Source organism: Mesorhizobium sp. M2A.F.Ca.ET.043.05.1.1, from assembly GCF_003952445.1.
Classification (GTDB): Bacteria; Pseudomonadota; Alphaproteobacteria; order Rhizobiales; family Rhizobiaceae; genus Mesorhizobium.
Map to the genome: position 1 here is coordinate 3,977,012 of NZ_CP034446.1, position 13,383 is coordinate 3,990,394.

Here is a 13,383-nt window from a genome sequence, read left to right on the forward strand (position 1 = left end):
ATGACAAATCTGGGAGTGCATTCGGAGGTCGGCCGCCTGCGCGAGGTCATGGTCCACAGGCCGGATCTCAGCCTGCGCAGGCTAACGCCGGATAATTGCAAGGCGCTGCTGTTCGACGACGTGTTGTGGGTAAAGCGGGCGCGCCAGGAACACGACGTCTTCGTCGACGCGTTGCGCGAGCGTGGCGTGGTGGTGCATTCGTTCGGTGAGCTGCTTGCCGAGACAATGGCCATCGGCAAGGCCCGCGACTGGCTTCTCGACCGCCGGGTGCATGCCGGCGTGGTCGGCCTCGACATGGTCGACGAGATGCGTGGCTGGCTGAACGAAATGTCGGCCGGCCTGCTGGCAACCTGTCTCGTCGGCGGCATTGCGCGCGCCGAACTGCCGTTCGAGCCCAAGGGCCTGACCGGAAGGACGGTCGCGCCGCAGGACTTCGTGCTGCCGCCGCTTCCCAACCAGCTGTTCACCCGTGACAGCTCCTGCTGGATCTACCGCTCAGTGTCGGCCAACCCGATGTATTGGCCGGCCAGGCGGCCGGAGGCGGCCAATGTCGAGGCTGTCTATCGCTTCCATCCAAGGTTCCGCGACAGCGGCATCCCGTTCGTCTCGCCCCAGGCCGGAACGGGCGTCAGCCTCGAAGGCGGCGACGTCATGCCTGTCGGCGGAGGCGTCGTTCTGGTCGGCATGGGCGAGCGCACCACGCCGCAAGCGGTCGGCGATCTTGCGCGAAGTCTGTTCGCCGCCGGAGAGGCCACGCGCGTGATTGCGGCTCTGATGCCGCGCGACCGTTCCTTCATGCATCTCGACACCGTCTTCACCTTCTGCGACCGGGACCTCGCGACCATGTATCCGCCCGTGGTCGAAAGGCTGCGCACCTTCTCGATCCGGCCGGGAGACGGCGATGCGGCGGTCGAGGTCAGGGAGGAGAAGGAGCCCTTCATATCAGTCGTCGCGGAGGCTCTCGGGCTGAAATCGCTGCGGATCATCGCCACTGGCGGCGACCGCTACGAGGCCGAGCGCGAGCAGTGGGACGACGGCAACAACGTCGTCGCCGTCGAGCCGGGCGTCGTCATCGGCTACGACCGCAACGTCTACACCAACACGCTTCTGCGCCGGGCGGGAGTCGAGGTGATCACCGTCGAGGGTGCCGAGCTCAGCCGCGGCCGCGGCGGCGGCCATTGCATGACCTGCCCCATCGCCCGAGACCCGCTCTGAAAGGACCCCCAATGTCGATCAACCTTCACGGACGCTCGGTGCTCTCGCTGGACGATCTTTCGGCGGACGAGATCCGCTTCCTGCTGAAGCTGGCCGCCGATCTGAAGGCAGCCAAGCAGGCCGGGCACGAGATACCGCGCCTCGTTCGCAAGAACATCGCGCTCATCTTCGAAAAGGACTCGACCCGCACCCGGACCGGATTCGAAGTGGCCGCCTACGACCAGGGCGCCCACGTCACCTATTTCGGCCCCAGCGGCAGCCATATCGGGCACAAGGAGTCCATGAAGGACACCGCGCGCGTGCTCGGCCGCATGTATGATGCGATCGAATATCGCGGCTTTGCGCAACATCAGGCCGAGCTGCTTGCCACGCATGCCGGCGTGCCCGTCTACAACGGCCTGACCAATGAAGCGCACCCGACGCAAATCCTCGCCGATTTCATGACCATGCGTGAATTCACGCACAAGCATCTGTCCGACATGACGGTCGCCTTCGTCGGCGAGGGTCGGGACAATGTCGCGCTATCCCTGGCGGTGGGCGCCGCCAAGGTCGGCATCGACATGCGCATCGCTTCACCCAAGGAGCTTTGGCCGGACGGCGAGTTCTGCGCCCATGTCAGAACCCTGGCGGAGCGCAGCGGCGGCCGCTTCAGGCTGGACGCGGACGTGAAGAGCTGCGTCGAAGGCGCCGACTTCATCTACACGGATGTTTGGCTCTCCATGGGTGAGGACAAGTCGGCCTGGGCCGAGCGTATCCGCCTGCTGACGCCCTATCGGGTGACGAGCGAGGTGATGTCGGCCAGCGGCAATCCGCACGTGAAATTCATGCATTGCCTGCCAGCGTTCCACGATACCGAGACCGAGGTCGGCGCCTCGGTCGCGCGCGAATTCGGCGTCGACTGCATGGAGGTTACGGATCAGGTCTTCGAATCGGGCGCGTCGATCGTGTTCGACCAGGCGGAGAACCGCATGCACACGATCAAGGCGCTGCTCGTCGCCACGATCGGCAATTGAGATGCTGATCGTTGCGGCTCTCGGCGGGAACGCGCTGTTGCGGCGCGGCGAGCCCATGACCGCCGAAAATCAGCGCGGCAATGTCAAGCATGCGGCATCCGCCCTGGCGGCGCTTATCGGCCAAGGCCATTCGCTCGTCATCACGCATGGCAACGGCCCGCAGGTCGGCCTGCTGGCGCTCCAGTCGGCGACCTCAACCGACGGCGCTTTCCCGCTCGACGTGCTCGGCGCCGAGAGCGCCGGCATGATCGGCTACGTGATCGAGCAGGAACTTGCCAACCTTATCAGCCAGAGGCTGTTCGCGACATTGCTGACCCAGGTGAAGGTCGACCCGGGCGACCCCGCCTTCGCCCATCCGACAAAACCGATCGGCCCCGTCTATGACGAGGCGACGGCGCGGCGGCTCGCCGGCGAGCGCGGTTGGACCGTTGCTCCCGACGGCGACAAATGGCGCCGTGTCGTGCCCTCGCCGCGGCCTCTCGATATCCTGGAAGTGTCGGTGATCTCCTATCTGGTCGAGCATGGTGTTGTCGTCATCTGCACGGGTGGTGGAGGTGTCCCGGTCATCGCCCGCGACGACGGCAGCCTTTGCGGTGTCGAAGCCGTCATCGACAAGGACCTGGCAAGCTCGCTTCTGGCGCGTCAATTGAAGGCCGACATGCTGCTGATGCTGACGGATGTCGATGCGGTCTATGCCGGCTTCGGCACGCCGCAGGCCCGTGCGCTCCGGCATGTTGCCACGACAGAGATATCCGGACGGAATTTTCCGGCCGGATCCATGGGACCGAAGGTCGGTGCCGCGATCGAGTTCGCCGAAGCAACGGGCAAGCCTGCCGCGATCGGCAAGCTCGAAGATGCCCTGGCAATCGTCAGGGGCGAGCGCGGCACCTGGTTGGAAGCCCCGGCCAAGGAAGCGCAAAACAGCTGATCGCGGTGTACTTGCGCACCGCGAGTTCGCTATGTTGAACGTGCCCAATGTCGGCGTGCCGAAGGGATCAATGAAGCAGCTCGAGACCGCGGAGACCACGCGCACCCGCCTTGTAACCATCCCTGCGGGGATTTGGGCGCTGGGCTTCGTGTCTCTGCTGATGGACGTCTCTTCGGAGATGATCCACGCCTTGCTGCCAGTCTACCTCGTCACCGTCATGGGAGCGTCGATGGTGACGGTCGGCACCATCGAGGGCATTGCCGAAGCGACGGCCGCCATCACCAAGGTATTTTCGGGCGCGCTGTCCGATTGGCTGGGAAAACGCAAGCTGCTGGCGGTCATCGGCTACGGCCTCGCCGCTCTCACCAAGCCGGTGTTCCCGCTGGCTTCCTCGATCGGCTGGCTGGTGGCGGCGCGATTTGTCGACCGTGTGGGCAAGGGGATTCGCGGCGCCCCGCGCGATGCCCTGGTTGCGGACATCGCCCCCGCCGACGCGCGCGGCGCGAGTTTCGGGCTTCGCCAGGCACTCGACACGGTTGGCGCGTTTGTCGGGCCGCTGCTGGCGATCGGCCTCATGTGGCTGACCGCCAATCAGTTTCGAACCGTGTTCTGGGTCGCGGTTGTTCCAGGCCTTCTGGCGGTCGTGCTGCTGGTTACCGCCGTCCGCGAGCCGGCTCGGCCCACGGGGCTGCGCGAAGTGCGCGCACCCTTGAGCCTGCGGGAGCTCAAGCGCCTGGGCTCATCCTTCTGGCTGGTTGTCGGCGTGGCCACCGTGTTCACCCTGGCCAGGTTCAGCGAAGCGTTTCTCATCCTGCGCGCGCAGGGCATGGGCCTGCCGATCGGGCTCGTCCCGCTGGTGCTGGTGGTCATGAACGTTGTCTACTCGCTCTCCGCCTATCCGGCCGGCGCGCTATCGGATCGCGTCAATCGCCTGACGATGCTCATTCTCGGTTTCCTGGTCCTGATTGCGGCGGACATCGTGCTGGCGTTCCCTGGAAATCTTCCGGGCGCAGCGCTCGGCGTGGGCCTGTGGGGCCTGCATCTGGGGCTTACGCAAGGCCTCCTGGCAACGCTCGTCGCCGATACGGCCCCGCCGGAACTGCGAGGCACCGCCTTCGGGATGTTCAACCTGTCGACTGGACTTGCGCTGCTGGCCGCCAGCCTGCTGGCGGGCACGCTCTGGGATCTTTTCGGACCGACGACGACCTTCCTGGCGGGCGCGGGCTTCACGGCGCTGGCGCTCCTCGGCCTTGGCCTCGTCCGTTGGCTGACGCCGACCCTTGGCCAAGACGCAAAGGCCCCCGCGGCGGTCGTCACGCCGACAATCACCGGTTCCGCGGGCTAATGGTTTGACGGGACCAGGCCCGCGCCGGCCAGAAAGGTGCGGATTGTCATGCGAACCTCCTGCGTCCGCCCGACGAGAAGATGTCCGCCGGTATCGTAGACCACCAGCTTGGCGCGGGGAATCCTGGCTGCCGCCAACTCGGCTGCCGGCAGCGTGTTGAACAGGTCGTCGCGCGCCGAGACGATCAATGTCGGTGCAGCGATTTCCGTCAACGGCTGTTCATGCAACTCCGGAGCGCTGTCGAGATTGATGCCTGAGAAGCGCAGCGACAATGGTTCAACGCCTCTGACGAAGCTCATCACACGGTCCCTTTCGGCTTGAGGCGCGGCCGCTACCAGCGCCGGCCGAACGCCGAGGAAGCGAATGAGTACCGATGGCGCGATGTTCTCGGCTGCCCACCAGGCGAAATCGCCGCCGGCGTTGACAGCCCAGAACGCAAACCTGTTACCCGGATCCACGTCGACCGAGACCGGACTGCTGGGCGAATAAAGGGCTGGGACGACCAGAATGAGAGCGGCGACCTTGTCCGGGTGCCGAAGGCTCAGCTCGACCGCCGACTGCGCGCCAGCCGAAACGCCGACGACCACCGCTTTGGAAACGTCCAGTTTGGTGAGCAGCGCCGCGAGCGCATCGGCCTGCGCGGCCGGAGAAGGGTCTTGCGGAACAGGCGTGCGCAGATAGCCGTAGCGCGACGGCGCGATGATACGGAAGCCCTCCCCCACAAGGCCGGAAGCAAGGGCAAGGCCTTGATCAAAGCCGCCGCCGGAGCCGTGGATCGAAAGCAGCGGAATGCCCGCGCCGCTGTCGGCGTATTCAACCGGGCCGATGTCAAGCTTGGCGACCAGACTGCCTCGGCTGACGGCGTCGCGCAAGCGACCAAGCTCGTTCCTGTAAAGCACGAAAGCCACACCGGCCGCGGTCGCCATGGCGATAAGCATGACCAGCAGGAAACCGCCAATTCGACTCATACAAGGGCTCCATCAGGCGCATATTGAGCTGCCTCGCTCGGAAGCAAGTTCATCTATCCAAAATGACAGCGCTTTGAGTTGCGGCTAGCCCACGGCCGCTACCCCAACGACATAGTTCTTTCCGTAGGCTTCGGCGCATTTCGGGCAGGTCGTATAGAAGAAATAGACGTCGCCCGGTTCCGATTTCCGATCACGCGCCATCTGCAGCATCTCTTCGTGCCACTGCCTTGCCTGGCTGAAGGGGCCTTCGAACACTTTCGTCACGAAGTCCCCGCTCAGCGTCGTCATCTCTTCCTCGGGGACAGATTTCGAAACCGAGAAGAGATGTTCGCTGGTCCAGGGCGAGAGATCGCGGCTGAGAACGATGGACTGGCCATCGGCCGAAGCGCCGGCATCGTCGATGTGCCGATTAACGCGCGTGAAAACGCTGCCCATGTTCACGGGGACATGCATGACGCTGTGCGTCACCGCTCTCACGAACGGCTTGTCACGGAAATGCAGCTCCTGATCGTCCCAACCGCCGGGGTTGAACTTCGGGCAACAACCAGTCGTGTTCACGCTGGTATCGTAGTGTGGCGTCTCGTTCGTTCGCATCGTCGTCTCCTGACCTGAGAGCCTCATCAGACCAGCTGGCAGGCCGGTCCTCATTGATTCCGGTCAACGCCGGCCGGGGATGCACAATTGACGCGCGTCAAGGCTGGCCGGCGCCAACGCGGCTATGGGAATCGGTCGGATAGTCTGGAGACCACCATGGCCCACAAACAGGTATTGTTCCGCTCGGCGGCGCGCGAAAAAATCCTGCGCGGCGCGACCCAACTCGCCGACGCCGTGCGGGTGACGCTCGGTCCTCGTTCGAAGTCGGTTCTGATCGAGAAAAAATGGGGCGCGCCCATCGTGTGCAACGACGGTGTGACGATCGCCAAGGAATTCGACCTGAAGGATCCGGAGGAAAATCTCGGCGCCCGCATGCTGAGGCAGGCGGCCGAGAAGACCGGCGACATGGTCGGCGACGGAACGAGCACATCGACCATACTTGCCCACGCGATGTTCGCCGACGGCGTGCGCAACGTGGTCGCCGGCGCAAGCGCGATCGACATCAAGCGCGGCCTCGACCGCGCGACGAAGCGGGCAATCGAAACGCTCAAGCAGATATCGCGGCCGGTCTCGACCAGGCGCGAGAAGGAACAGGTGGCGACGATCTCCGCCCATAACGATCCGCTCATCGGCGAACTGATCGGCGAGGTCATGGAGAAGGTCGGCGGCGAAGGCGTCATCACGGTCGAGGAATCGAAGACCACCGAAACGGTCCTGGACGTGGTCGAAGGCATGCAATTCGACCGCGGCTTCCTCTCCCCCTATTTCGTGACCGATACCGAGAAGATGGAGGCGGTGCTGGAAGACGCGCTGGTACTCATCGTCGAAAAGAAGATCTCTTCGCTCAACGACCTCATCAAGCTGCTCGAGGCGGTGGCGAAATCGGGTTCACCTCTGCTGGTGATTGCGGAGGACGTCGAAGGCGAGGCGCTGGCCACGCTCATCGTCAACCAGATCCGCGGCACCTTCAAGAACTGCGCCGTGAAGGCGCCAGGCTTCGGCGACCGCCGCAAGGCGATGCTGCAGGACATCGCCGTCCTGACTGGCGGACAGGTCATTTCCGAGGATATCGGCCTCAAGATCGAGAATGTGACGATGGCTCAGCTGGGGCGCGCCAAGCGCGTGGTTGTCGACAAGGACAACACCACGATCATCGACGGCAGCGGCGACCAGAAGGCGATCAAGGGGCGTGTCGAGCAGATCCGGCGAGAGATCAGCGATACGACCAGCGACTATGACCGTGAGAAGCTCCAGGAGCGGCTCGCCAAGCTCGCCGGCGGCGTGGCCGTCATCAAGGTGGGCGCGCCGACGGAAGCCGAGATGAAGTCCAAGAAGGAAGCGCTGGACGACGCCATCAGCGCCACCAAGGCGGCCGTCGCGGAGGGCATCGTGCCTGGTGGTGGGCTTGCCTTGTTGCGTTGCATCGGCGCGGTCACCGAGGAAGAAGCACGGTGCGAAGGCGATGAACGCACCGGCGTCCAGATCCTCAGGCGCGCGCTCGAAACACCTGTGCGCCAGATCGCCGAGAATTCGGCCGTCGACGGCGGCGTAGTCATCGCCAGGATGATCGAGGGCAAGGGAAATTTCGGTTTCGACGCCGGCCGCAAGGAATATGTCGACCTCGTCGAAGCCGGCATCATCGACCCGACCAAGGTGGTCCGCATCGCCCTGGAAAACGCTGTCTCGGTCGCCAGCGTGCTACTCCTGACGGAGGCGACCATGACGGAGATACCCGAGCCGGCAAAGGAGCGCGCGCTTGAGCCGGAAATGCCGATGTAGTCAGCGCGAAGGACGGTGAAAGCAGGAAGCGATATCGCACGATCGCACGGAGAAAAGGGAGTTCGAGATGGCAAGGAGAACTGACAAGATCGAAGTCGGCATGGATCTGGCCGTAAGATGTCGCGTCACCGACACCTGGCAGGACGATCTGGGGGACCGGTGGGCAACGGTGCGCATCGAGGGTCATGACGTGCCAATCAAGTTGAAGGCGGTCCACTTCTATCCATTTGATGATCACGACATTGCCCGAGCGCAAAGCGCGGTGCGTTGAAACTGGATCCAGGCGACGCGCTTCAAGTCCCTGTTTCGATGCAAGTCGTTGTTGTCCCGGAACCGCGCTTCCGGGCGGCTTGCATCAATGCGACATCAAGACCGGCAGACGCAGATTCGACAAAATGCCCTCCGTCGCCCCGCCAAGCACAAAGTCCCTCAGGCGGGAGTGGCCCCAGCCACCCATGACCAGCAGGTTGCCGCCGACTTTAAGGGCATGCTCCTGCAGGGCGACGCCAATTTCACTGTCGCCAGTTTGAATGGACTGGGCCTTCGCACGCACCCCGCGCGCCGCAAGTCCATGCGCAAGGCGTTCGGCAATATCCTTGCCTGGCAGCACCTTCTCATCGGTCACGCTCACGATCGATATAGCCGATGCCCGTTCCAGGAACGGCTTCGCGTCGGCCACCGCCCTTGCAGCCACGCGGCTGCCGTCCCAGGCGATCACCACGTTGTCGAGCGCACCGACATCTTCGTCACCCGGGAGAATCAAGGCCGGCCGGCCGGAGCTGAACACGACCTCCTCCGCGGTCATGCGGATGGACTCGGTATCCCTCGCCCATCCCACCATGCAGAGGTCGAAATAGCGGCCCTCCCGGGCGGCAGCTTCCCCTATGAACGCGGGCTGCGCTTTCAACTCCTGAGTGGTCAGGGTAACTTTGCACCGCGCGGCTTCGGCCGCGACATTCTCCAGCAGGGCCTTGCCGCGATTCCTGCTGGCCGTCTCGACCTCACGGATCTTCGCAGGGAGGTCGAGCAGGAAGCTGGACAGCGCGTTGGATACGTCCGGAATGTCGACATTGATGACCGCCGCATCCAGCGTGGCGCCAAGCTGCTTGGCCACAGCCACCGCATTCGACGCGATCTTCGGGCCCGGCGGGTCCGGATAAGTCGGCAGGAACAGGGATGCCAGCATCTGCATAGCTTGTCTCCTTGGATCTTATGCCCGCCTGGCGGACATGGAATGCGGTGACTATTCAGTTCGACAGCAGCCTGTGGAACGAGCCCGATCCGAGCAGGGATCGCGTCGCGCCCCCGAACGCCCATTCGCGGAACCGGCTATGGCCATAACCACCGGCCACAATGAGATCGGCCCCGATTCGATCAGCTCCAGCGATAATCGAGCCGCCCACCGAGCTTCCCTGGCTTTCGAGCAGTTGGGACCGGGCTTTCACACCATGCCTCATCAAGAAGCGCACCACGTCCGCCGCGCCATCCCGCGCGACGAGCGTTCCTTCCTCAGCCGCATTGAAAACGGTCACTTCCTTGGCGTTGCGCAGGAAAGGCATCGCGTCGACCACGGCCCGCCGCGCTTCGCGGCAATCCTTCCAGGCGACCATGATCCTCTCACCCTTGAAGGAGGCGAGATCGTCGGCCGCAAACAGAACCGGCCTGCCCGCGGAAAGCACCAATGCTCCCGGGTCCACGGTCCTTCGGAAATCGCCGGCGGCAGCCGCGGCCGGCGCTCCGGTGATCACCAGATCGGCCGCCCGCGCGTGCAGCGCCACGGCGCGCGTAGGGTCGTCGAGTTCCGCCCGCCAGGATGCGCGCTCGTTGTCATCGGCAACGGCGAGGAACTCCTCCTTGAGCTTGCTGATACGATCCTCGATCTCGAGCGTCCGGTGACGCAACACCTCGGCCACAGCCGGAGAAGACTCGCTCGGCGACACCAATGTGGAGGGCTCGGCAGCCGCCAGCGCGATCAGATCGGCCTCGAACTTCCTTGCGACCTGCCGCGCGAAAATCAGCCGCGGCGTTGCCGGTGCGTCGATATCGAGCTGGACCAATATCGTCGTGTAGATCATATCCGGGCTCCATCAGAGACGGGTAGACCAGCACGGCCGAAAGCGTCCCGCTTTGATGTGCATCAACTTCGGTTCAGTCGGGACAGGACAGGCCGAGAGCATCGAGTCCGGCCGCAAGGTGATCGCCCAACAGCGGGTTGCCGCAAAGATAGTCGGCCGTGTGCCTGTTGTGAGCGTAGGCCGCCTGCTGACGAACCTCGTCCCAATCGCCCGCCTTGCCGTCATCCCTGCCGAGCCATGTCAACGCCACGAGGTCGATCTGCTCGTCGACGGAGAGATCCGAGATCAGCGACCCAAGCTCTTCGCGCACGGGGTCATCATCATGGTCCTGAAGCACCGCGACTTCGCCGTCGTCCGTGGGATTGGAGCCCGCATCCGGCTCGGTGACGGCGACCTTGACATCGAATCCATGCGCCTTGGAGATTATGAAACAGACCTTGCCGGCGGAGATCGCCAGCTCAGGAGCCTCGATGTCTTCACTACCGATCCCGCGTTTCATCCGATACCTCCTCTTGCGCCGTCAGCGCTCTCCTCCGTCATTGGCCGAGGCTCCCGATATAGGCGATGATCGCCTCGATCTGATCCGGAGAGGCCACAAACTCGGGCATGTCCGGATGGCCGGTGGAGATTCCCTCGGCCAAGGCTTCCTGCAGGTCCTCGATCGGATAGCGGCGGTGCAATAGACGAAAAGGCGGGGCATCGGGATGGGCGCTTTCGCCAGTCCGGCCGACTGCGTGGCACCGCGCGCAGTTTGTTTCGACCAGCCTTTTGCCATAGGCGACCTGCAGATTGTCGCCCGCCCAAGCCGGCGATGCGAAAACAATAGCAAACGGCAGAACCTTGAGCGCTGTTCGACGTTTCATGGCTGCTGAATACGTCTTGAGCGGCTGTCGCGCCTTGACCTCGCTCAAACGGCTGGAACGCAGCTACCGCTCGAGGACATACGTGCCGGGCGCCGCGCAAACCGTCTTCAAGGCGCCCAGGGCATCGCCCCGGGCGGCCGCGACCTCACGGCTGGAATGACCGGCCAGCCATTCGACCCAGGCCGGCCACCAGGAGCCATATGTCACGGCCGCCTCTTTTGCCCACTCGTCCGGGCCGGGACGAATGGCGGCATGGCGGCAACTGAGCCTTTTATAGGAACGTTTCGGGTGTCCGGGCTCCGACACGATACCCGCATTGTGCCCGCCGGTGGTCAGGACGAAGTCGATGTCGGTATCCAGCAGATAGGTCAGCTTGAATACCGAACGCCACGGCGCGACGTGGTCCGTCTCGGTGCCGACCGCGAACACCGGGACTCGAATGTCTTCCAGATGAACAGGCCTTCCCTCGACGCGAAAGCGTCCCTCGACAAGGTCGTTGTCCAGATAGAGCTGCCGCAAATATTCCGATTGCATGCGAAACGGCATACGGGTCGAATCGGCATTCCAGGCCATGAGGTCGGTCATCGGAGCGCGCTCGCCGAGCAGATATTCGCGCACCATGCGTGACCAGATCAGATCCTGCGAGCGAAGCATCTGGAAAGCGCCAGCCATGCGGCGCTGGTCGAGGGTGCCTTCCACCCACATCACGTCCTCGAGCAGCGTGATCTGGCTCTCGTCCATGAACAGGCCGAGCTCGCCCGGTTCTTCGAAATCGACCTGCGCCGCGAAAAGCGACAGGCTGGCCAAGCGGTGGTCGCCGTCACGGGCCATTGCCGACGCCGCTATCGACAGCAGCGTCCCGCCAAGGCAGTAGCCCACCCCGTGGATCCGGCTGCTTCCCGTCGCTGCCTCGACCGCGTCCATGGCCGCCATCGCGCCGAGCTGGCGATAGTCGTCCAGCGATACTCCGGCCTGGTCGCTGCCCGGATTGCGCCAGGAGATGCAGAAGACCGTATAGCCGCTCTGGACAAGATAGCGGACCAGCGAGTTCTCCGGTGAAAGATCGAGGATGTAGTATTTCATGATCCAGGCGGGGACGATGAGGATCGGCTCCTCCTTCACGGTGTCCGTCATCGGCGCATAACGGATCAGCTCGATCAGTTCATTGCGGAAGATCACCTCGCCCGGTGTGGCGGCGACCTCGATGCCCGGCCGGAAGTCTTCCGCGCCAGCCGGCGGCTTGCCGTCGGCCAGACGCAGCAGGTCGTCGACCAGATTGCTGGCGCCGTTGACGAAATTGGCGCCATTTTTCCGCAAGGTCTTGTCGATGACCTCCGGGTTGAGCGCCGGGAAATTGGAAGGAGAGACGGTATCCAGGATCTGCCGGCTATAGAACTCGACGAGGCGCTCATGCCTTCTGGTAACGCCTGGAAGTCCGCTGGTCGCGTTGTGCCACCATTGCTGGGAGAGCAGGAAGGCTTGCTGCATGGCGTTGAAGGGGAATGACTGCCACGCCTGATGCTGGAACCTTCTGTCTTGCGGCAGGAGTGTGATGGTCGGCGCAGCGGTCCCCATTCCAAGCCCGCAGCGAAAAAGAAAATCATTCAACCTGACGAGCTTCTCGACCGCCTTGGTGGAGACCTCCGCCTGCTTGCCCGGCGATGTGGACAAGTGCAGCAGCCAGTCCTGCCAGGCCTGCAGGAGGCTGATCGGCGAAATGCCCGCGGTGAAGGCCGCCACCAGAGCATGCGAGAGCCTGTCGACGTCGCGATAGACGCTTGCGCTTCCTTCGTCCCGCAATAGCGGCGCCGGGGTTGCGGCCGCCACCTCGGCGCCCTTGGAGCCCTGCGATGTTCCCGGATCTTCCGCCATGCCATGACTGCTCCAGGCGGAGGACCGATCGGCGGCTGGCTTCCAGCTTTTCCCTGACGGCGACATTTCAGGCGGGAAGCGTTGCCGCGGCCATGTCGTTCATCGTTGCTTCCGCCTCCTTGCGGACTTGGCCGGCTGTCTCCGAAGCCAGCTTGGCGCCGATGGAAGCGAATTTGCCGGCTTCCTTCGCATAATCGGATGTGGCGTTCTGGACGAAATTCACGAACACGTCGAACGCGTCGACGAACTCGTCACCGCCGGTCAGCTCCTCTACAAGCTTCAGGTCATCCTCGAACCGCCGCTTGAGGAAGGACAAACCTTCGATCTGGTAGCGCAGCAGCGCGCGGACCGAATGCGCCTGCATCGCGGCGGTCGCCCGCATGAATTTCTGGCCGGTTTGAGCGAAAGGGAGCAGCTCGGGCGCCCGAAACTCTTCTGGATTCCACATCATGGTGTCTTTCCCTTCGCTTCTCGCTTCAATTTCCTGATTTTGGCTGATGCGGCCGTGAGCGGCGTCCAAAGCCGTGGCTTGCGGACAAGCCTTTGCTTCGCCGGAACGACGCCTGCTCGAAATAGATCGCGGCTCCGGCGATGAAGCCGAGGCAGAGCACGGCGCCCCATAGCAGGAAATCTTCAGTGACCATCAACGAGCCCCTTTGGCCGTCCTGGCCGAACATCGCAGGTGCCGCGCAAGCTGGCATTGATCATGATCAATCCGGCCCGGCATGCCG

Annotated in this window: 15 protein-coding genes; 6 read left to right on the top strand and 9 right to left on the bottom strand. The window is 63.8% G+C overall.

Annotated elements, in window-relative coordinates:
• The 4 genes from EJ069_RS19440 to EJ069_RS19455 all read left to right on the top strand — a co-directional run bounded on the left by EJ069_RS19440 (position 1) and on the right by EJ069_RS19455 (position 4,501).
• Positions 1-1,215 carry an arginine deiminase gene (locus EJ069_RS19440; RefSeq protein WP_126062687.1) on the top strand — a complete coding sequence of 405 codons (1,215 nt, stop codon included), beginning with the start codon at positions 1-3 and terminating at the stop codon, positions 1,213-1,215.
• 11 nt (positions 1,216-1,226) lie between these two features.
• Positions 1,227-2,228 carry an ornithine carbamoyltransferase gene (gene argF / locus EJ069_RS19445; RefSeq protein ID WP_126062688.1) on the top strand — a complete coding sequence of 334 codons (1,002 nt, stop codon included), beginning with the start codon at positions 1,227-1,229 and terminating at the stop codon, positions 2,226-2,228.
• 1 nt (position 2,229) lies between these two features.
• Entirely contained in the window at positions 2,230-3,156 is a 927-nt protein-coding gene (gene arcC / locus EJ069_RS19450) for a carbamate kinase (protein WP_126062689.1), read from the top strand.
• Between the two features lie 70 nt (positions 3,157-3,226).
• A complete protein-coding gene (locus EJ069_RS19455) occupies positions 3,227-4,501 on the top strand; it encodes an MFS transporter (RefSeq protein ID WP_126062690.1) in 1,275 nt (424 codons plus the stop codon).
• Here EJ069_RS19455 and EJ069_RS19460 read toward each other — a convergent pair.
• Positions 4,498-5,469, bottom strand: coding sequence for an alpha/beta hydrolase (locus tag EJ069_RS19460; RefSeq protein WP_126062691.1), 972 nt, complete (start codon positions 5,467-5,469; stop codon positions 4,498-4,500). The two genes, EJ069_RS19455 and EJ069_RS19460, sit on opposite strands and share 4 nt — an antisense overlap.
• A gap of 84 nt (positions 5,470-5,553) precedes the next feature.
• Complete coding sequence (locus tag EJ069_RS19465) at positions 5,554-6,063, bottom strand: hydrolase (protein WP_126062692.1); 510 nt, start codon at positions 6,061-6,063, stop codon at positions 5,554-5,556.
• Between the two features lie 156 nt (positions 6,064-6,219).
• On the opposite strand from EJ069_RS19465, the gene groL reads away from it, so the two are divergent.
• Positions 6,220-7,842, top strand: a complete 1,623-nt coding sequence (gene groL, locus EJ069_RS19470; protein WP_126062693.1) for a chaperonin GroEL — start codon at positions 6,220-6,222, stop codon at positions 7,840-7,842.
• Positions 7,843-7,909: 67 nt separating this feature from the next.
• The gene (locus EJ069_RS19475; RefSeq protein ID WP_126062694.1) at positions 7,910-8,113 is read left to right on the top strand and encodes a hypothetical protein; all 204 of its coding nucleotides are present in this window, start codon (positions 7,910-7,912) and stop codon (positions 8,111-8,113) included.
• Between the two features lie 84 nt (positions 8,114-8,197).
• Here the strand turns inward: EJ069_RS19475 and EJ069_RS19480 are convergent, their stop codons facing one another.
• The 7 genes from EJ069_RS19480 to EJ069_RS32840 all read right to left on the bottom strand — a co-directional run bounded on the left by EJ069_RS19480 (position 8,198) and on the right by EJ069_RS32840 (position 13,329).
• Positions 8,198-9,034, bottom strand: coding sequence for a universal stress protein (locus tag EJ069_RS19480; protein ID WP_126062695.1), 837 nt, complete (start codon positions 9,032-9,034; stop codon positions 8,198-8,200).
• 55 nt (positions 9,035-9,089) lie between these two features.
• The gene (locus EJ069_RS19485) at positions 9,090-9,917 is read right to left on the bottom strand and encodes a universal stress protein (protein WP_126062696.1); all 828 of its coding nucleotides are present in this window, start codon (positions 9,915-9,917) and stop codon (positions 9,090-9,092) included.
• Positions 9,918-9,990: 73 nt separating this feature from the next.
• Positions 9,991-10,416 carry a DUF3775 domain-containing protein gene (locus EJ069_RS19490; protein ID WP_126062697.1) on the bottom strand — a complete coding sequence of 142 codons (426 nt, stop codon included), beginning with the start codon at positions 10,414-10,416 and terminating at the stop codon, positions 9,991-9,993.
• A 37-nt stretch (positions 10,417-10,453) separates the two neighbouring features.
• Positions 10,454-10,828 (bottom strand): cytochrome c, encoded by a 375-nt coding sequence (locus EJ069_RS19495; RefSeq protein ID WP_245456196.1) that lies wholly within the window; start codon positions 10,826-10,828, stop codon positions 10,454-10,456.
• A gap of 15 nt (positions 10,829-10,843) precedes the next feature.
• Positions 10,844-12,652 carry an alpha/beta fold hydrolase gene (locus EJ069_RS19500; RefSeq protein WP_126062698.1) on the bottom strand — a complete coding sequence of 603 codons (1,809 nt, stop codon included), beginning with the start codon at positions 12,650-12,652 and terminating at the stop codon, positions 10,844-10,846.
• A gap of 67 nt (positions 12,653-12,719) precedes the next feature.
• Positions 12,720-13,172 carry a phasin family protein gene (locus EJ069_RS19505; protein ID WP_245456198.1) on the bottom strand — a complete coding sequence of 151 codons (453 nt, stop codon included), beginning with the start codon at positions 13,170-13,172 and terminating at the stop codon, positions 12,720-12,722.
• Positions 13,129-13,329: a hypothetical protein gene (locus EJ069_RS32840; protein WP_189475883.1), complete on the bottom strand. Its 201-nt coding sequence runs from the start codon at positions 13,327-13,329 to the stop codon at positions 13,129-13,131. The genes EJ069_RS19505 and EJ069_RS32840 overlap by 44 nt, the downstream gene beginning before the upstream one ends.
• Positions 13,330-13,383 lie beyond the last annotated feature (54 nt).